This window comes from Streptomyces sp. NPDC042364 (assembly GCF_056437585.1).
In genome coordinates, this window is the sequence record NZ_JBWKAJ010000002.1 from 398,758 (window position 1) to 417,876 (window position 19,119).

Annotated in this window: 15 protein-coding genes, 1 tRNA gene and 2 pseudogenes; 13 read left to right on the forward strand and 5 right to left on the reverse strand. The window is 71.5% G+C overall.

What is annotated here, in order from left to right:
* The 10 genes and pseudogenes from AC067N_RS05080 (at position 1) to AC067N_RS05125 (ending at position 9,664) form a co-directional block, all read left to right on the forward strand.
* Complete coding sequence (locus tag AC067N_RS05080; RefSeq protein WP_478677501.1) at positions 1-1,392, forward strand: ThuA domain-containing protein; 1,392 nt, start codon at positions 1-3, stop codon at positions 1,390-1,392.
* Positions 1,393-1,486: 94 nt separating this feature from the next.
* Positions 1,487-2,842, forward strand: a complete 1,356-nt coding sequence (locus AC067N_RS05085) for an inositol-3-phosphate synthase (protein WP_478677502.1) — start codon at positions 1,487-1,489, stop codon at positions 2,840-2,842.
* The gene (locus tag AC067N_RS05090; protein WP_478677503.1) at positions 2,839-3,747 is read left to right on the forward strand and encodes a sugar phosphate isomerase/epimerase family protein; all 909 of its coding nucleotides are present in this window, start codon (positions 2,839-2,841) and stop codon (positions 3,745-3,747) included. Before AC067N_RS05085 ends, AC067N_RS05090 begins: the two co-directional genes overlap by 4 nt.
* Positions 3,747-4,451 carry an EboA domain-containing protein gene (locus AC067N_RS05095; RefSeq protein ID WP_478677758.1) on the forward strand — a complete coding sequence of 235 codons (705 nt, stop codon included), beginning with the start codon at positions 3,747-3,749 and terminating at the stop codon, positions 4,449-4,451. The genes AC067N_RS05090 and AC067N_RS05095 overlap by 1 nt, the downstream gene beginning before the upstream one ends.
* Positions 4,451-5,299 carry a TatD family hydrolase gene (locus tag AC067N_RS05100; protein ID WP_478677504.1) on the forward strand — a complete coding sequence of 283 codons (849 nt, stop codon included), beginning with the start codon at positions 4,451-4,453 and terminating at the stop codon, positions 5,297-5,299. Before AC067N_RS05095 ends, AC067N_RS05100 begins: the two co-directional genes overlap by 1 nt.
* A gap of 3 nt (positions 5,300-5,302) precedes the next feature.
* Positions 5,303-6,472, forward strand: coding sequence for a metabolite traffic protein EboE (eboE, locus tag AC067N_RS05105; protein WP_478677505.1), 1,170 nt, complete (start codon positions 5,303-5,305; stop codon positions 6,470-6,472).
* Positions 6,469-7,848 carry an alkaline phosphatase family protein gene (locus AC067N_RS05110; RefSeq protein WP_478677506.1) on the forward strand — a complete coding sequence of 460 codons (1,380 nt, stop codon included), beginning with the start codon at positions 6,469-6,471 and terminating at the stop codon, positions 7,846-7,848. The genes eboE and AC067N_RS05110 overlap by 4 nt, the downstream gene beginning before the upstream one ends.
* Positions 7,849-7,924: 76 nt before the next feature.
* Positions 7,925-8,968 carry a sugar phosphate isomerase/epimerase family protein gene (locus AC067N_RS05115; RefSeq protein ID WP_478677507.1) on the forward strand — a complete coding sequence of 348 codons (1,044 nt, stop codon included), beginning with the start codon at positions 7,925-7,927 and terminating at the stop codon, positions 8,966-8,968.
* A gap of 101 nt (positions 8,969-9,069) precedes the next feature.
* Positions 9,070-9,253, forward strand: a pseudogene (locus AC067N_RS05120) (succinate--CoA ligase subunit alpha); the annotation flags it as partial.
* A 326-nt stretch (positions 9,254-9,579) separates the two neighbouring features.
* Positions 9,580-9,664, forward strand: a tRNA-Leu gene (locus AC067N_RS05125).
* A gap of 290 nt (positions 9,665-9,954) precedes the next feature.
* On the opposite strand, the gene AC067N_RS05130 is transcribed toward AC067N_RS05125, so the two are convergent.
* The 4 genes from AC067N_RS05130 to AC067N_RS05145 form a co-directional block, all read right to left on the reverse strand.
* Positions 9,955-12,135: a UvrD-helicase domain-containing protein gene (locus AC067N_RS05130; RefSeq protein ID WP_478677508.1), complete on the reverse strand. Its 2,181-nt coding sequence runs from the start codon at positions 12,133-12,135 to the stop codon at positions 9,955-9,957.
* Between the two features lie 49 nt (positions 12,136-12,184).
* The gene (locus AC067N_RS05135; RefSeq protein ID WP_478677509.1) at positions 12,185-12,913 is read right to left on the reverse strand and encodes a hypothetical protein; all 729 of its coding nucleotides are present in this window, start codon (positions 12,911-12,913) and stop codon (positions 12,185-12,187) included.
* Between the two features lie 105 nt (positions 12,914-13,018).
* A complete protein-coding gene (locus AC067N_RS05140; protein WP_478677510.1) occupies positions 13,019-13,480 on the reverse strand; it encodes an ATP-binding protein in 462 nt (153 codons plus the stop codon).
* Between the two features lie 161 nt (positions 13,481-13,641).
* Positions 13,642-13,977, reverse strand: coding sequence for a hypothetical protein (locus tag AC067N_RS05145; RefSeq protein WP_384461436.1), 336 nt, complete (start codon positions 13,975-13,977; stop codon positions 13,642-13,644).
* A 1,070-nt stretch (positions 13,978-15,047) separates the two neighbouring features.
* Here AC067N_RS05145 and AC067N_RS05150 point away from each other — a divergent pair.
* Entirely contained in the window at positions 15,048-15,893 is an 846-nt protein-coding gene (locus tag AC067N_RS05150) for a helix-turn-helix domain-containing protein (protein ID WP_478677759.1), read from the forward strand.
* Positions 15,890-16,072 carry a DUF397 domain-containing protein gene (locus tag AC067N_RS05155; RefSeq protein ID WP_220645420.1) on the forward strand — a complete coding sequence of 61 codons (183 nt, stop codon included), beginning with the start codon at positions 15,890-15,892 and terminating at the stop codon, positions 16,070-16,072. Before AC067N_RS05150 ends, AC067N_RS05155 begins: the two co-directional genes overlap by 4 nt.
* A 54-nt stretch (positions 16,073-16,126) precedes the next feature.
* Here AC067N_RS05155 and AC067N_RS05160 read toward each other — a convergent pair.
* Positions 16,127-18,159: pseudogene (locus tag AC067N_RS05160) on the reverse strand (type I restriction enzyme subunit R domain-containing protein); the annotation flags it as partial.
* On the opposite strand from AC067N_RS05160, the gene AC067N_RS05165 reads away from it, so the two are divergent.
* A complete protein-coding gene (locus AC067N_RS05165; protein ID WP_478677779.1) occupies positions 18,160-18,630 on the forward strand; it encodes a hypothetical protein in 471 nt (156 codons plus the stop codon).
* Positions 18,631-19,119: the final 489 nt, after the last annotated feature.

Here is a 19,119-nt window from a genome sequence, read left to right on the forward strand (position 1 = left end):
ATGCGAACCAACGGACGTATCGGGACCGCCGCGATCGGCGCCGCCCTGCTGATCGGCTGCCTCTCGGGGCCGGCCGTGTCGGATGAGGCGGCCGGCACCGGGCCGGCACACGGCTCCGCACAGGCCCGGGTGCTGGTGTTCTCCAAGACCGCCGGCTTCCGCCACGACTCGATCCCCGAGGGCATCACCGCCCTGCGGGAACTGGGCGCCGCCCACGGCTTCGGGGTCGACGCCACGGAGGACGCCGGCGCCTTCACCACCCGCAACCTCGGCCGCTACGACGCCGTGGTCTTCCTCTCCACCACCGGCGACGTCCTCGACACGAGCCAGCAGACCGCGTTCGAGCGGTACATCAAGCGCGGCGGCGCCTACGTCGGCATCCACGCCGCCGCCGACACCGAGTACGACTGGGCCTTCTACGGCGGGCTCGCGGGCGCGTACTTCCAGTCGCACCCCGCGATCCAGCCCGCGACGGTCGACGTCGAGGACCACGCCCACCCGGCGACCGCCGGACTGGGCGCGACCTGGAACCGCACGGACGAGTGGTACAACTACCGCTCCAACCCCCGGGAACGGGCCCATGTCCTCGCCTCGCTCGACGAGTCGTCGTACAGCGGCGGCACCATGAACGGCGACCATCCCATCGCCTGGTGCCAGAACTACCAGGGCGGCCGCGCCTTCTACACCGGGGGCGGCCACACCAAGGAGTCGTTCGCCGAACCCGCCTTCCGGCAGCACCTGCTGGGCGGCATCCGGTGGGCGATCGGCGAGGCCCGGGCCGACTGCCGGCCGGAGAACGGCTACCGGCCGCTCTTCGACGGCACCTCCCTGGACGGCTGGCGGCAGGCGGGGCCGGGCTCCTTCGAGCTCGGCGCCGACGGCACGCTCACGTCCACCGGCGGTATGGGCATGCTCTGGTACGCCGACCGGAGCTTCGGGGCGTACTCCCTGAAGCTCGACTGGAAGATGGCCGGCCCCTCGGGCGACGACAACTCCGGCGTGTTCGTGGGCTTCCCGCCCTCGGACGACCCGTGGTCGGCCGTGAACAACGGCTACGAGATCCAGATCGACGCCACCGACGTACCCGAGCGGACCACCGGGTCCGTCTACGGCTTCCGCTCCGCCGACATCGGCAGGCGCGACCGCGCGCTCAACCCGCCGGGGGAGTGGAACACGTACGAGATCCGCGTGGAGGGCGAACGCCTCCGCGTCTGGCTCAACGGCGTGCAGATCAACGATTTCACCAACACCGATCCGGCCCGCAGCCTCAGGGACGGTCACCTCGGCATCCAGAACCACGGTGCCGGCGACCGGGTGTCCTTCCGTGACGTCCGGATCAAGGAACTGCCCGCGGGAGCCGCCGGTACGGCGGCCCCGCCCACGGGCGACTGAACGGCGGCGGGCGGGGGACGCCGGACTCCCGCCCGCCGCCTCCCCTCCCGGTGATCCCGGGTTCCCGCACCACGTGCTCGACAAGGAGGCTGCCATGTCCGCGTCCCCGTCCGTGTCCGCTCCGGCACCGGGTGCCGCGCCGCGCGTCGGCGTCTGGCTCATCGGGACCCGCGGCTCCGTCGCCACCACCGCCGTCGCGGGCTGCGCGGCCGTCACGGCGGGCCTGCACGCCCCCACGGGCATGGTCACCGAGACCCCCCTCTTCGCCGGCTCGGGCATCCCGCCCCTGACCTCCCTCGTCTTCGGCGGCCACGACACGGCGGACTGCCCCCTGCCCAAGCGCGCCGAGGCCCTCGCCGCCGGCGGTGTCCTGCCCCATGACCTCCCCGCGGCCGTCACCGCCGAACTCGCCGCCGCCGACCGCGAGATCAGGCCCGGCGGCCCCGTCCCCGGCGACACCCGCACCCCCGACGAGCTGATCGACGCCTTCACCACCGACCTCCAGGACTTCGTACGGCGCCGGGGCCTCACCCGCGCCGTCGTCGTGAACGTGGCCTCCACCGAACCCGCGCCCACCGGCACCGCCCCGCCCCCCAGCTCCCTGTACGCGGCAGCCGCCCTGCGCGCCGGCTGCCCGTACGCCAACTTCACCCCCTCGACGGGCCTGGACCACCCGGCCCTGACGACCCTGGTCGAGTCGGCGGGCGTGCCCTGGGCGGGCCGCGACGGCAAGACCGGCCAGACCCTCCTCCGGTCGGTCCTCGGCCCGATGTTCGCCCAGCGGGCGCTGACCGTGCGCGCCTGGTCCGGCACGAACCTCCTCGGCGGCGGCGACGGTGCCGCCCTCGCCGACCCGGCGGCAGCCGCCGCCAAGAACGCCGGCAAGGAACGCGTCGTGACCGACACCCTCGGCACTACCCCCGAGGGCGAGACCCACATCGACGACGTCCCCACCCTCGGCGACTGGAAGACCGCCTGGGACCACATCGCCTTCGACGGCTTCCTCGGCACCCGCATGGTCCTCCAGACCACCTGGCAGGGCTGCGACTCCGCGCTCGCCGCGCCCCTGGTCCTCGACCTGGCCCGCCTCCTCGCCCGCGCCCACGAGGCGGGCCTCTCGGGCCCGCTGCCCGAGCTGGCCTTCTACTTCAAGGACCCCGTGGGGCACGGCCCGGCGGCACTGGGGGAGCAGTACGCGGCGCTCGCGGGGTTCGCGGAGCGGCTGCGGACCGCAGGCCGGGACCTCGCCGGACCGGAGGACGGACGGCGGGCGGCGGCGGGCGGGCCGGAGCCCGAGCCGTGGGCCGGGCCGGAGCGGGCGCCCCTACCCGGGCCGCGCCCGGTGGGCGAACCGGGGCCCCGCGCGATGCGGGAACCGGGGCCCCGCGCGATGCGGGAACCGGGGCCCGATCCGGAGGGCGAGCCGAAGCCGCGAGGTGAGGCCCGATGACCGCCCAGGCCACCCTTCTCTCCTTCGGCTACGGCACCAACGGTCTCGCCGACCTCCGTCTCGACGACGCGCTCGCCCTGCTCGCCGACCTCGGCTACGACGGCGTCGGGCTGACCCTCGACCACATGCACCTCGACCCGCTGGCGCCCGACCTCGCGGCCCGTACCCGGCGACTCGCGCGACGGCTCGACGCCCTCGGCCTGGCCGTGACCGTGGAGACCGGCGCCCGCTATGTCCTCGACGCCCGCCGCAAGCACGGCCCGACCCTGCTGGACGCCGACCCGGACGACCGTGCCCGCCGGGTCGGCCTGCTCCTGACCGCAGTACGGGTCGCCGCCGACCTGGGCGCCCACGCCGTGCACTGCTTCAGCGGCGTCACCCCGCCCGGCACCGACGCGGACACCGCCTGGAAGCGCCTGCCCGACGCGCTCACCCCCGTCCTCGACGCCGCCACCGCCGCCGGGGTCCCGCTCGCCGTCGAACCCGAACCAGGTCACCTCCTCGCCACGCTCGCCGACTTCCACCGCCTCCGCGAGGCCCTCGACAGCCCGGCCGCCCTCGGCCTCACCCTCGACATCGGCCACTGCCAGTGCCTCGAACCCCTCCCGCCCGCCGACTGCGTCCGCGCCGCCGCGCCCTGGCTGCGCCACGTCCAGATCGAGGACATGCGGCGCGGCGTCCACGAGCACCTGCCGTTCGGCGAGGGCGAGATCGACTTCCCGCCCGTCCTCGAAGCGCTGGCCGCCGTCGGCTACCGGGGCCTGACCGTCGTGGAACTGCCCCGCCACTCGCACGCCGGCCCCCACCACGCCGAGCGGTCCCTCTCCTTCCTCCACCGGACGACCGGCCGCCCGGCGGTGCCGCCGCCGGGTCCCGCCGCCGCACCTCCCGGGAGAACCTCGTGATCCACCACCGCCCCCCGAACCCGGCCGACCCGGCCGACCCGGCGGACCGCCCCGGCCATCCGGCCCGCACCGCCCCCGCCGAACTGCGCGGCCTGCTGAGGGCGCGGCTCGACGGTGCCGCCCGGGAGTGGCTGGACCGGGCCCTCGACGAGGCCGCCTGCCACCCCGGCACCCACGGCCCCCTCTCCGTCTGGGAGCTGCGCCTCGCCGAGGCGGGCCGACGCTGCGGCACCGAGCACGCCGACGCCGCCCGCGTCCTGATCCTGGACGCGGCCCGCGCCGACACCGACGCGCTCACCCGGGTCTACCGGCAGGGCACCGCCGACGAACGCCGCGCCGTGCTCCACGCGCTGCCCCACCTGGTGCCGGGTCCCGAGGCGCTGCCCCTCGTCGAGGACGCCCTGCGCACCAACGACACCCGTCTCGTCGCCGCCGCCCTCGGCCCCTACGGGGCCCGCCACCTCGGACCGCACGACTGGCGGCACGCCGTCCTCAAGTGCCTTTTCACCGGCGTATCCGTCGACGAGATCACCGATCTGGCCCGCCGCGCCCACGGCGACACCGAACTGGCCCGCATGCTCGGCGCGTTCGCCGACGAACGCACCGCCGCGGGCCGTCCCGTGCCCGGAGACCTGCACCGCGTGCTCGCCCTGACCGCGCCCCCACCGGCCGACGAGACCGCCGTCGACGGCAAGGAGACCTGATGCGCATCTTCGACCCCCACATCCACATGACGTCCCGCACCACCGACGACTACGAGGCGATGCACGAGGCGGGCGTCCGCGCGGTCGTGGAGCCGGCCTTCTGGCTGGGCCAGCCCCGCACGTCCCCCGCCTCGTTCCTCGACTACTTCGACTCCCTGCTCGGCTGGGAGCCCTTCCGCGCCGCCCAGTACGGCATCGCCCACCACTGTGCGATCGCCCTCAACCCCAAGGAGGCCAACGACCCGAACTGCACCCCCGTCCTGGACCACCTGCCCCGCTATCTCCTCAAGGACCGGGTCGTGGCCGTCGGCGAGATCGGCTACGACTCCATGACGCCCGCCGAGGACCTCGCCCTGGAGCACCAGCTGCAGCTCGCCGCCGACCACGGCCTGCCCGCCCTCGTGCACACCCCCCACCGCGACAAGCTGGCCGGGCTGCGCCGCACCGTGGACGTCGTGCGGACCTCCGAGCTGCCGCCCGAGCGGGTGCTGCTGGACCACCTGAACGAGACCACCGTCAAGGAGGCCAAGGACAGCGGCTCCTGGCTGGGCTTCTCCGTCTACCCCGACACCAAGATGGACGAGGAGCGCGTGGTCGCCGTCATCAAGGCGTTCGGCACGGAGAAGGTGCTGGTCAACTCCGCTGCCGACTGGGGCAGAAGCGACCCCCTGAAGACCCGCGGGGTGGCCGACGCCCTGCTTGCCGCCGGGTTCGACGAGGACGACGTGGACCTGGTCCTGTGGCGCAACCCGGTCGCCTTCTACGGGCTCAGCGGCCGTCTCACCCTCGACGCCACCACGACCGGCGCCACCCACGAGGGCAACAGCATCCTGCGCGGCGGGGAGTGACCCATGCGCTTCCGCCACCCCGACGGTTCCACCGTCCACCTCGCCTACTGCACCAACGTGCACCCGGCCGAGACCCTCGACGGCGTCCTCGCCCAGCTGCGCGACCACTGCGAACCCGTCCGCCGGCGCCTCGGCCGCGACCGCCTCGGCATCGGCCTGTGGCTCGCCAGGGACGCCGCCGACGCGCTGATCACCGACCCCTCCGCCCTGCGCGGCCTGCGCGCCGCACTCGACCGGCGGGGCCTCGAAGTCGTCACCCTCAACGGCTTCCCGTACCAGGGGTTCGGCGCCGAGGAGGTCAAGTACCGCGTGTACCGGCCGGACTGGGCCGACCCCGAGCGCCTCGACCACACCACCTCCCTGGCCCGTGTCCTCGCCGGGCTCCTCCCCGACGACGTCACCGAGGGCACCGTCTCGACCCTCCCGCTGGCCTGGCGCACCGCGTACGACGCCGGCCGGGCCCAGGCCGCCCACACGGCCCTGCGCACCCTCGGCGAGCGCCTCGACGCCGTCGCCGAGCTGACCGGCCGCTCCATCCGGGTCGGCCTGGAACCCGAGCCCGGCTGCACCGTCGAGACCACCGCCGACGCCATCGGCCCGCTCACCGCGATCGGCCACGACCGCATCGGCATCTGCGTCGACACCTGCCATCTCGCCACCTCCTTCGAGGACCCGCACACCGCCCTCGACGCGCTCGCCCAGGCCCGCGTCCCCCTCGTGAAATCCCAGCTCTCCGCCGCCCTGCACGCCGAACACCCCCACCTCCCCGAGGTCCGCGAGGCACTCGCCGCCTTCGACGAACCCCGCTTCCTGCACCAGACCCGCACCTCCACCGCCGCCGGTCTGCGCGGCACCGACGACCTCGGCGAGGCCCTCAACGGCGACGCCCTCCCCGACGCCTCCCCGTGGCGCGCCCACTTCCACGTCCCCCTCCACGCGGCCCCCGCCGCCCCCCTCACCTCCACGCTCCCGGTCCTCCAGGCCGCCCTCACCCGCCTGGTCGGCGGCGCCCACCCCCTCACCCGCCATCTGGAGGTCGAGACCTACACCTGGCAGGCCCTGCCCGCGGAGCTGCGCCCCACCACCCGGGCCCGCCTCACCGACGGCATCGCCGCCGAACTCAGCCTGGCCCGCGACCTGTTGACCGATCTCGGACTGAAGGAGCTGCCGTGAACACCCCCACCCCGCTCCTCGTCCTCGACGTCGTCGGCCTCACCCCCCGCCTCCTCGACCACATGCCCCACCTCAAGTCCCTCGGCCAGTCCGGCTCCCGCGCCCCCCTCGGCACCGTCCTGCCCGCCGTGACCTGCGCCGCCCAGTCGACCTTCCTCACCGGCTCGCTCCCCGCCGAGCACGGCATCGTCGGCAACGGCTGGTACTTCCGGGAACTCGGCGACGTCCTGCTGTGGCGCCAGCACAACGGTCTCGTCGCCGGGGACAAGCTGTGGGACGCCGCCCGCCGCGCCCACCCCGGCTACAGGGTCGCCAACATCTGCTGGTGGTACGCCATGGGCGCCGACACCGACATCACCGTCACCCCCCGCCCGATCTACTACTCCGACGGCCGCAAGGAACCCGACTGCTACACCCGGCCCCCCGCCCTGCACGACGAACTCACCCAGAAATTGGGCACCTTCCCCCTGTTCCACTTCTGGGGCCCCGGCGCCGATCTCGTCTCCAGCCGCTGGATCATCGACGCGACCCGCCACATCCTCCGCACCCGCCGCCCCGATCTGGCCCTCTGCTACCTCCCGCACCTCGACTACGACCTCCAGCGCCACGGCCCCGACGACCCGCGCTCCCTGAAGGCGGCCGCCGACCTGGACCGCGCCATGGCACCGCTGCTCGACGAAGCCCGCGCCGAGGGCCGCACCGTGGTCGCGCTCTCCGAGTACGGCATCACGCGCGTGGACCGGCCCGTCGACATCAACCGCGCCCTGCGCCGCGCCGGCCTCCTGGAAGTGCACACCCAGGACGGCATGGAGTACCTCGACCCGATGGCCTCACGGGCCTTCGCGGTCGCCGACCACCAGATCGCCCACGTCTACGTCCGCCGCCCCGAGGACCTGGACGCCACCAGAGAAGCCCTCGCGGCTCTCCCCGGCATCGACCAGCTCCTCGACGACGAGGGCAAGAAGGCCCACCACCTCGACCATCCGCGCTCCGGGGAACTCGTCGCAGTCGCCGATCCGGACGCCTGGTTCACGTACTACTACTGGCTCGACGACGACCGAGCGCCCGACTTCGCCCGCCTCGTCGAGATCCACCGCAAACCCGGCTACGACCCGGTCGAGCTGTTCATGGACCCGCGCGACCCGTATGTGAGGCTCAAGGCGGCCACGGCACTGGCCCGCAAGAAGCTCGGGCTGCGCTACCGCATGGCGGTCGTGCCGCTGGACCCCTCACCTATTCGCGGCAGCCACGGCCGCCTGCCCGTGAGCGACGACGACGGTCCGCTCATCATCTGCTCCACCCCCCGTGCCGTCGGCGACCGCCTCGCGGCCACCGATGTGAAAGCACTGCTGCTCCGACTGGCCGGTCTGTCCTGACAGCCCGGCACCTCCACTGACGACCAGTGAAGCACCCGCCACTGACAACGCCCTCCCACCCAGAGGAGTCCCCGGTATGAGCCGCACCCACCAGCCCGACCCCGAACTCGCCCACCGCCTCAGCAGACGAGGCATGCTCGGCGTGGCCGCGGGCGCCACCGTCGCCGCCCTGCTGGGCACCGCCGCCCCCGCCCAGGCCGCGGCCGGAGCCGAGGCCGCGACCGCGGGCAAGGGCCGCGGCCGCCCCGTCCTGCCGCCCGGCCGCCTCGGCATCCAGCTCTACAGCCTCCGCGACAAGGTCTCCACCCTCGGCTTCGCCCCCGTCTTCGCCGAGCTGGAGAAGTACGGCTACGACGAGGTCGAGTTCGCGGGCTACACCCAGGGCTCAGCGGGCCCGATCACCCTGGCCCAGCTGAAGCGGCTGGCCCGGAACCACGGCCTCACCCCGATCGGCAGCCATGTCGGCTACTACTCCAGCGACCCGAACGCCTACACCTTCGCCCAGAACCTCGACAAGGTCCTCGACGACGCCCAGGCCCTCGGCCTGAAGCACATCGGCACCGCCGCGGGCCCCTTCCGCTACGGCACCACCGTCGACGCCATGAAGCGGGCCGCCGAGGAGTTCAACACCTACGGCGCGGCGGCCCGGGCACGCGGCATGAAGTTCTACCAGCACAACCACTCCGAGGAGTTCTCCTTCGCCTCGGACCAGCCGCACGTCCGCCTCTACGACGTGCTGCTCCGCGAGACCGACCCGAGCCTCGTCTACCTGGAGATGGACATCTTCTGGGCGTACGTCGCCCAGTTCCGCTTCTCCAAGCGGCCCGACGGCACCCCCGCCCCGTTCGAGCCCCTCGACTACGTCCTCAGGCGCCCGAACCGCTATCCGCTCTTCCACGTGAAGGACGGCGAGAGCGACCCGTCGAACCCCTTCGGCTACCGCATGGTGGACGTCGGCGACGGCGACATCGACTACCAGAAGTTCATCTCGGCGGTGACCCGCCTCAAGGGCCACCGCCTCGCCCACCACTGGCAGGCCGAACACGACAACCCCGCCGAGTCCTTCACCTTCGCCCGCCGCTCCAGCGAGCATCTGCACTCGCTGCGGGAGAAGTGCTGACCGGAGCGAGCGCGACAACGACAGTAGGCGGCCGCCCCGTGGTGTGAGACCACGGGGCGGCCGCCCGCTGCCGTACGCCTCGGCGTCGGGCCGCCTCTTGCGTCGCCGGGTTCACGGCGTCCGAGGGCAGGACGATGGGCCACGCCGGGGGCGATCGTCTCCGGTTCCGGTTCGTCCGGCGCGGCCCAGCCCAAGGAGGCCCTGGAAGCGGTCGGCGTACGGGTCGGGAACACGCCCACCGAGACCGCCCGGCTGGTCCTGGCCGCCCTCGAAGGCGGTTCTTGACATGGCACCGGCGGCCACCTCCGCCGGCACATCCCCCGGCCACGTCACCCTGAAGACCGGCACACCCCCTGGCCCGACGCCTGGCGACGCTGTCTCGCCGTCGCCCCCGAGGCCTTCGGGGACGACCGTGTCCTCAACCTGTGGGACGCTGCCTGGCGCCGAGGCGTGATCGTCCGGTCACGTTCGGTAAGGCCGCGCGGCCCGCTCGTCGAGGCCCGCGCGGCTCCGCCCGGGGCCCGGATATGCAGGTGAAAGCCACTCCGAAACCTTGGTATTGTTGTCCATGTCGCCGCGGGGAACACCCCCGGTCAGGCGCCAGACACCTAGTCCGGGTGGCGGAATGGCAGACGCGCTAGCTTGAGGTGCTAGTGCCCTTTATCGGGCGTGGGGGTTCAAGTCCCCCCTCGGACACTCACAGGGACGTTCGGAAGATCGTCCCGAAGCGTTCACGAAATGCCGGTCGAGTCATGTGACTCGCCGGTATTTCGTCGTTTCTGGGGCCTTCAGGCCTCGTGATCGGCTCGGTGAGGGGTGAGGGGTGAGGGGTGAGGCGGTGGCGGTCCAGGTACTGCGCCCCTCACCTGCGGAAACAGGACATGCCTGCGCGACGGCTGGTAGCCGTGGCGCAGGCATTGGTGGTGCTACTTCCTCCGGAACCACCCAGGCCCCAGTCCCCGGGTGTCCACGATCAAGGGGAAGCTTCACTTCGCCGGACTCTTGAGAGGTGTACCGGCCCCCACCCCCGCCTCCACCAGGAACGGACTCGCCTCGCCCGACCACGACACGTACAGACTGTCGCGCGCTCTCGTGCAGGCGACGAACAGCAGGCAGCGTTCCGACATCATGTCCGTCTCGTGCTGCTTGGCGTCCAGCTCGGCGGGCGTCACCGCCTTCGCGAACGGCACGGCACCGTCGTTGGCGCCGATCACCGCGACGCAGCGGAACTCGAGTCCCTTGAACGAGTGCATGGTTCCGACCCGTACGGCATCCGCCGCGCCCGCTGCGTCGGCGGACCGCAGCGATACGGCGGGGATGCCGGCGGTCTTGAGGTGGGTCACCGCCTTGGCGCACGTCTTGTTGAACCGGGTGCTCACCCCGATCTCCTCGGCGCCGACGCCCGCATCCAGCCACGTCCGCACTTGGGCGACCAGAGCCGCGAGTTCGACGTCCTCGTCCGCCGCCGCGTGCACGGCAGGCCCGTCGCCGTGCAGGGCGGAGCGGTAGCCGAGCAGCGTGTCGTCGCGGCCCTCGTCCTCCAGCTGGGCGATGGGACGGCCGATGAGCAGGGCGGTGGACCAGCGCAGGATCTCCTGGGTGCTGCGGTAGTTCTTGCGCAGTTTCACCGACCGCCCGGTGACCTTGATGCCGAGCGACTTCAAGGACACCTTCGAGTCGTAGATGCGCTGGTGCGGGTCGCCCGCGATGAACAGGTCGTCCGGGCGGGCGGGCACGGCCGCGCGCAGCAGACGCCACTGCGCCGGGTGCAGGTCCTGCGCCTCGTCCACCACCACATGCCGGTATCGCGGCCCCTTCTCCGCCAGCAGCCGCGCCGCCTCCGCGCAGGTCTGCAGCCAGGTCCGGGCCCCGTCCGCGGCCAGGCCGTCCGTGAACCGCTCCACTGTCTCCCACACCAGCGGCCGTTCGGCCGCGGTCAGCCGGCTCCCGCGCCCGCGCCGGTCCGCCGACTCGTACTCGGCGAGGCTCCGGATGTCCTGGGCGAGGATGACGTGCCGGTACTCCTGGGCGAGGAACTGCGCGCTGCCGGGGAAGCCGGTCGCCTTGGCGGCCTTGCCCCAGCGGCTCTCCTCCTCGTTGTTCATCAGTGGCCGCAGAGCCACCGCGCCCGGCGCCTCTGCGACGACCCGGCTGGCGAATCCGTCCACCGTCGAGACGTCCACCTTCTCGCGCAGTTCCGGGTCCTCCACCAGCGACTCGAGGCCGGAGCGGAGCGCGTTGACGAGCGCGTTGGTGTAGGTGGTGAGCAGGATGCGGTCCCCGTCGCGCAGGTGCCCCAGCAGGTGCTTGACGCGGTGCAGGGCGACGACGGTCTTGCCGGTGCCGGGCCCGCCGGTGACCTGGGCCGGCCCCGAGTACGACGCCCGGTAGGCCACCTTGCGCTGCGAGGGGTGCAGGAACACCCGCCAGGCCGCGAACGGCTTCTCCAGGATGTCCCGCAGTTCCTCCGGCGCCGTGACCAGCGCGATGCGCGCCCGGGTGTGCCGGATCGCCGTCTCGTAGTCCTGGGTGTCCACCGGCTGCGTCGACGCCTGGAGGGCGGGCGCGACGATGTCCTGCCACACCTCCTGGATCGGGATCCCTTCGGCGAGGTACTGCAGCACCTCCCGCTGGTCCTGCGGCAGCAGCGGCGCGAACACCTCCAACTGCTCCTTGTCGACGAGCGACCGCGCCTGCCGCAGCGTCTCGTCGTCGATGCCGAGAGCCTTAAGGTCCCCGTCGGAGAACTCGGCGAACAGCCGCTTCTTCGGGGAGCCCTCCGCGACCCGCTCGTACGCCGGCGTGAGCTCGTCCAGGGTCGCGGCGTCCCGGATCTCGACGGCCCGCGTCACCTCGTTGATGCTGGCCTTCTGCTTCTTCGCCCAGGCGATCGCCTTGTCGTGCTGCATGACCCGCAGCAGGATGAACGTGTCCCCCGTCGGCGGAGCGAGGACCACACCGCGCCAGAACTGGTCGATGCGGATCGTCCGTATCTGCTTGTCCTTGGCGTTCGTCAGGCTCTCCAGCTTCAGCCCCTGATCCTTGAAGAGCTGATCGAGGGTGAGCTGGTTGAACTTCTCCCACGCCTCCAGCACGCCCTTCCTGACCGGCGGCTGAAGCTTGGGGAGTTCGGCGAAGAAACCGATGTCGAAGGCGAGCTGCGGCATGAGGGGATCCTAAGGGCCGGGCGGGGTGCGATGCGGGCGGAGTACCAGGTCAGGAGGAGGAGCCGGGGCTGCCACCGTCGAGATCCAGACGGATCACGGCCAGCGTCTCGGCGACCTCGGCGGTGAGTTCGTCGTCCGGGCCGAACACCATGCACAAGTCCTCGTGCAACGGCTCCAGGACGTCGAAGGCGTCCGCGGCCCGGCCCTGCGCGAGCAGCAGCATGCCGATGTCGCGCCGCAGTTCCACGGCCGTCTCGCTCATGTCGCCGTCCACGGACCGGACGACATCGAGGACGTCGTGCAGCCCCGCCAACGCCTCCGTCACCTGGCCGAGTTCGCCCCGGCAGCGCGCCGCCTGCGCCCGGCTGTCCAGCGCCTCCTCACTGCCCGGGCCGCTCACCCGCCCGTAGGCGTCGGCGAGCGCCTCGAACTCGGGCAGCGCGGCCCGGTGGTCGCCCGCCAACTGTCGGCTGACCGCCCGTCGCATGCGCAGCCCGAGGACCGCCTTGTTCTCCGAGCCGAGGGCACGCGCGGCGGGCTCGATCATCTCGCCCACCACCTCGGCGGCCTGCGCGTACCGCTCCTCCTCCAGCAGGGCGCGGTAGTGCGCGTGGACCTCCCGGATCTGCTCCCGCAGCGCCTCCCGCTCGGCCGCCGGAACGGCGGGCGGGAGACCGGGCCCGGCGGCGGCACCGGCGGGCCGCGCGCCCGCGCTGCCGGCGTGGCCGAACTGCTCCAGCAGCTCGTACCGTCCCGCGATCCGCCGTGGCTCCGGCACCTGGTCCCCGCCCCCGCCCCCGTCGAGTTACCGAAGTGGTCTTGGATGCGCTGGAAAGCATTTCGCGGGTGCGGGTTCCGCGCGTCCAACCGGGTCGCGGGCGACCTACGTGATCAGGTCACGGGAGGCGGCGCACTCGGCGGCGCACTCCGCCCAGACGGTCTTGCCGGGCGCGCCCGTGGCGCGGGGCGACCAGCCCCACCGGTCGGCCAGCGCCTCGACGAGCAGCAGGCCGCGCCCGCTGTCGCCGTCCGGCGGCGCGGTGGGAATGCGGGGCACGCGCTCCCCACGGGTGTCGCTGACCTCGATCCGTACGGTGCCGGTTGCCGGGTCGGCGGTGAGCAGGACGTGGAAGTCCCGGCCGGCGACGTGCCCGTGCCGGACGGCGTTGGCGCACAGCTCCGCCGCGACGAGGGTGACGACGTCGTGCGCGTCGCTGCCGTACGGGATGCCCCAGGCGTCGAGCCGGGTCCCGCACAGCCGCCGGGCCAGGCGGGCGCCGCGCGGGGTCGAGCTGAAGCCCATCGCGAACTTGTGCACGGTGAGGGGTGATTGTGCTGCGGTCATGCACTCACCGTGGCGTGTCGTGGCACAGCGTCACCAGGGGTGATGCGCTGACGTCGGCCCTTCGTACGGGGCGGGTGGGCGCTCTGTACGTGGTGGTACGCGAGTACGCGGGGAAGAGGCCGCACCCTCTTGCGGCCGTGCTCGCTGGGCCGGCGGACCGGTCAGTGGGTCAGGACAAGGACGAGGACGACGAGGGCGACGACCGCCGCCACCGCCAGGAAGACCTTCCTCCGCCCCTCCTCCGACACCCGCCGCCGGACGTCGAGTCGTCCGTCACTGCTTCGGAAGACGTAGAACTCCAGGTTGTCGGAGTAGGGCGGCGTCGCCTTGACGACCGTGAGCCGCTTGATCACGACCTCTCGCTCCTTCTCGCCCTTCCGTAGGCGCAGGTGCGGTTCGAGGGCCGAGCGATGGTCAGGGGAGAGGTCGTCGGGAAGCGGATCCTGAATGCCGAGCCGGTCCGTGTGCCAGCCGCCCGAGCCCAGTCCCGAGGCCACTTGCCGGGGCCGTGGGACAGGGGGTGACACTCTCTCGGTCTGTGAGGGCCACTTGATCCGTCCTGCCGTCCAGGACGTGAGGTTCCCGTGTCCACGGCAGGTGGCGCACTCGACGGTGCCTGCCCCCTTGCACGGTACGCAGGGGATGCGCCCACTCGCCTGGCACTCCTGACACCTGACCTTCCCCCAGCCCCGGCACCCGGGACACGCGCTGTCGGGTGTCTGGCATGCCTCGCAGTTCACCCGTTCGTCGGGTCGGTCGGCCCGGCCCGGCTTGGGGGGCCTGGGCGGGGTGCTGGGCAGACCGCCGTGCTTGAGGGTTTGCGTGCATGCGGTGACGCCCTGGCACACGGTGCATACGCGGGCGGGCTCGCACGGGCGGTACCTCATGCCGTTGCAGTCGGCACACCGCCGCCGGCCGTTGCCGCAGTCACAGGACCGGAGATGCACCGTGCCGCGCTTGACCAGGTCGAGCGGCCGGTCTCCGGGCTTCTCGTGCGGGCTCAGCTTGTAGTTTTCCAGCACGTCGTACACCGGTCGCTCCGAGAGGTCGACGGCGCCGGGCTCGTGCTGTGTCCCCTCGGTGCGTTGCTCGACGCGCCGGGTGACGGTGCCTTCAAGCAGGTGCAGGCGGGTGAGGCGGAAATCCGCAGGGGCCGCGCCAAGACGCCTGCTCCGGCCGCGTGCCAGGAAGGCGCTGAGCGCCGCACGCACCTCGTCGTCGGACGGATCGTTGGGTGCCACCACGAAACTTGCTCCCCCCAAGCAGTGCCTCTCCCGCCCGAGAGCAGGGGCCGAACCGGTGCCGAGCGCCCCCAGTGTGACGGGACAGGGCCCGCCGCGAAAGGGCGCGAAAGGGAGAGCTCATGTTGCCGCCCGTCCGAGCGGCGCGCGCAGCAGTCTGTGCCGGAAGTGGTGCGCACCAAGCCTGGCCACCGCGGGCACGGCGGGCGGCGCGTCGGCCCCTGGGCGTCGCGTGACCTGTGGTGATGCCACGGCGTTAACCCGTCGGGGCGGGCTCGACCCCTGTGTCCGGCGAGGTGCGGCAAGAGGTGGGCAGGGCGGTGACCGTGAGGGACGTGGAAGCGGAGCAGCGGCAGCAGCGGCCGGAGGACGAGCCGGGGACGGGGGTGGTGACCGCGTTCGGGCGGCAGTTGAAGCTGCTGCGGGTCCGGGCGGGGATGGACCGGGCGGAGTTCGGCAAGCGGGTCGGGTACTCGGCGGACACCGTGGCGTCGATCGAGCAGGGGAGGCGGATCCCGCAGGCCCGGTTCATCGAGCGGGCGGATGAGGTGCTGGGGGCTGGCGGGTTGCTCACGGCGTTGAAGGAGGAGGTGGGGCGGGCTCAGTATCCGGCGTTCTTCCGGGACGCGGCGAGGTTGGAGGCCGATGCGCACGAACTCTTCCTGTACGCGGTACAGGCGATCCCTGGGCTTCTGCAGACCGAGGAGTACACGCGTGCTCTCCTCGCCATGCGGCGACCGCTACTGGACGAAGACACAATGGAACAGCGAGTCGCAGCGAGGCTGTCACGCCAAGAGATCTTGAGCCGCTGGCCAGCACCTCTCATGAGCTTTGTCATCGAAGAGGCCGTGCTCCGTAAACCCTTCGGCGGTACGCCGGTTCTGCGCGGTGTCCTCGAAAACGTCCTACTGACCGGGCAGAAACGCAACGTGGAGATCCAGGTCATGCCGAACGACCGCGAGGACAATGCCGGCGTGGACGGCCCCTTCACGTTGATCACGCCGAGGCGGGGTGACCAGATCGCGTACCTGGAAGTACAAGGACGCAGCATCCTGGTCAGCGACCGAGACGAAGTACGGTCCATCTCAGCACGTTATGGGATCATCCGAAGTCAGGCTCTCACTCCGCGAGAGTCCCTGGGATTCGTAGAGAAGGTGCTGGGAGAGCTATGAACACGGGTGAGTCGTGGCGCAAGAGCAGCTACAGCGGCGCGGAGGGCGGCGAGTGCATCGAGGTCGCCGAGACGAGCGGAGCCATCTGGGTACGTGACTCCAAGCGACCGACGGAAGCCAGACTGTCCTTCGGGGCCGACGCATGGGCCGACTTCGTGCGGATGACCGCGCGACGCTGAACTGACTGAAACTGCCGGGGCTCGGTGCGCGCGTCGCACCGAGCCCCGAGCATGTCAGATATCCTCCAGCCCCTCCTCCCGGCGGATCATCCGCCAGGCCGCGCGGCGGGCGCTGCGGTCGAGGTTGGACTTGAAGTCGCGGTCCGTGCCGAAGTACCGCTTGCCGAGGGTGTCGATCGTGGAGACATGATCCATCATGTTCTCCTCGAACTTCTTGTCGAAGACGATGCCGAAGTTCTCCTCGTCGTTGACGAGGGCGGCGGCCCGGACCTTCGGGTCTTTCTTGGTGGCGTTGAAGGCCGGGAGGACGTCCTCCTCGGTGAACTCCGTGCCGAACTTGGCGTTGAACTTTTCGATCAGCTCGGACAGCAGTGACTTCTCGGCGTCCTTCGCGCCGCCCGCCCCGTCCCCGAAGCCCTTGAGCTCGGCGGGTCCCTCCGGGTTGAGGGACACGTCGTACTCGCCGGTCTTCTCGACGCGCAGGTGGCTGAGGTCCACTTCACCTACGTTGACTCCGCCGTCCGCGAGGCGGGGGAGCCGGTTGAGCAGGTAGCGGCCGTAGAGGTACAAGCGCTCCAACTCGGCGTCCTGGTAGGGCACGATCTGCGCGAGGAACCCGTACTTGCGAACGTAGCCGTTGAGGTTGGCCCGGAAGTCCTCGGCGGCCTCGACGTCGTCCTCCTCGTCGCTCTCCAGGAGGTGGGTGAAGCGGGTGACGGCGGGGGACAGGAGCCGATACAGCTCGGCGTGCAGCTTCTCCCACTTGGACTGGGAGCCACCCGCCTTCTCCTGCGCCTCGAAGTACGCGGCGACGAACTCGTCCATGTCCTGCTCCGAGATGATCGGCGCGGACATGACGCGGCTCTGTGCCGAGTACAGGAGGTTCGGGTCGGAGGGCAGGGTCTGCGCCTCCTCGAAGTACGGGCGGAACGCCTCCCTGATGTCCTCGGCGTCGTTGACGAAGTCGAGGACGGCGAGGTCGGCCTGGGACTTGCGTTCAGCGGTGCGGTTGAGGCGCGAGAGGGTCTGCACGGCGGCGATGCCGGTCAGCGTCTGTTGACGTACATCGTCGTGAGGAGCGGCTGGTCGAAGCCGGTCTGGTACTTCTCGGCGACGACCAGGATCCGGTACTCCTGCTGCCCCTTGCCGCCGGCCTTCGCTGCCTTGTCGTCGGCACGGGTGTAGCCGAACGCCTTCGGTAGCGCGCTTTCCGACAGGCCGCCGTTCTCCTTGCTCTCGGTGGTCTCGTCGCCGTCGATGGTGAGGGACCCGGAGAAGGCGACCAGGACACCTAGGTCCGGGTACTTGGTGTCGTAGTCGCGGTCGGCGATGTAACTGCGGATGGCGCGGGCCATCTGCACGGCGGAGAGACGGGAGGCCGTGACCACCATGGCCTTGGCGCGTCCTCCGAGCCGGCCGCGGGTGTGGTGGACGAAGTGCTCGACGATCACCTGGGCGTGCTGGGACACCGTGTGCTCGTGCATGAGCGCGAACCGGGCGAGCAGGCTGTTGGCCTTGGAGGGGTCGACCTCCTTCTCGTCGTGGTTGAGGTTCGCGAGTTTCCAATAGGTGTTGTAGGTGACGTAGTTGCGCAGAGGGTCGAGGATGAAGCCTTCCTCGATGGCCTGGCGCATGGAGTAGGTGTGGAAGGGGCGGTAGACGGTCTTGCCGTTCTCCACGTCTTCCGTGCCGAAGAGTTCGAGGGTCTTGGACTTGGGCGTGGCGGTGAAGGCGAAGTAGGAGAGGTTGCCGGCCCGGGAGCGCGCCACCGCCTTCGCCTTCAGCTGGGTGTCCAGGGTGACCGTGGTCGCGCCCTCGTCGTCCGAGTCGGCGTCCAGGCCGAGGTCGCGCAGGGCGGACTTCACGGCGGTGGCGGCGTCGCCGGACTGGGAGGAGTGCGCCTCGTCGACGATGATCGCGAAGCGGCTGCCCTTGATCTCGGTCGGGTTGCGCTTGATGTAGTCGAGCAGCGCCGGGAACGAGTGCAGAGTGACCGTGACGATCTTCCCGGTGTCCCGGGAGAGCGCGCGGGCGAGCTGCTCGCTCTTCGCCCCGTGCTTCTCGTCGACCTTCACGACCAGGCCGTCATGCCGGGCGCTTCGTCCGTGCGCGTGACGGTGATCGAAGGGGAGGTCGGCTACTCGGCTGACAGCGACCGTGCCTTCCCCCTGGCCAACATCGAGGTGGATCTCCCCACGCGCGAACAGGACAGCCGGCGGAACAAGATCGAGATCAAGTTCCGCTACAACGAGAGCGGCATCCTGCGCTTCACCGCCACCCACGCGGAGACCGGCGTGGTGCTTGCCGAGCGGGAGATCGACTCCTTCGGACCCGACGGCACCCCACTGCAGCACGGTCTCGACGATGAGCTGACCCGCCTCCTGGCCCACACCGTCCGCCCGTTCGCCGACGGCTCCTCCACCGTCCGGCACCTCTCGGCAGCCGAAACGGCCAACGCCCGCCCCGCACCGATCGACATGTCCGTGCGTGTAGTGGAGGCCGACCCGGCCGTGACGATCAACGGCGAGCCGCAGGGCTTGGTGACGGGGGGACTTTGACCAGCCTCTGCACTTTGGTGGGTGATCTGCGGGTGCGCCAGAGCGCGCTCCACTGCTGCGGCAGATAGCGGGGGCCAGCGGATCCTGTCGCTGGCCGCCGGTGGCCTGGATGCCCGCCTTGCCCAGGCCCCCGGCGGCGAACTGGACCATCTCGACTTCTTTCAAGGCCTCTGTCAGGACGAGATCACTCGACGCGAGACCGCCACCTTCGAACGCCCCCGCAGGACGCCGCCCGCGCTCAGCACCTCACCTCTGCCCTGTCGATCAGCTCCGGCTTGCGGATGCGTCGGCCGAACTCGACCGACGTGATCTGGTCCTTCCCGTAGCCGACACGGGAGCCGAGGCAGGTTGTCCAGGACCCGCCGTACAGTCGCGTTCGGGGTCTGTTGCGCCAGCCAGTCGCGCAGTTCGTCGGCCGACCGGTCGGCCTTGCCGTCCTTGGGGCCGACACCGGCCACCAGCGCCGCCCACAGCCGACGCCAGGCGCCG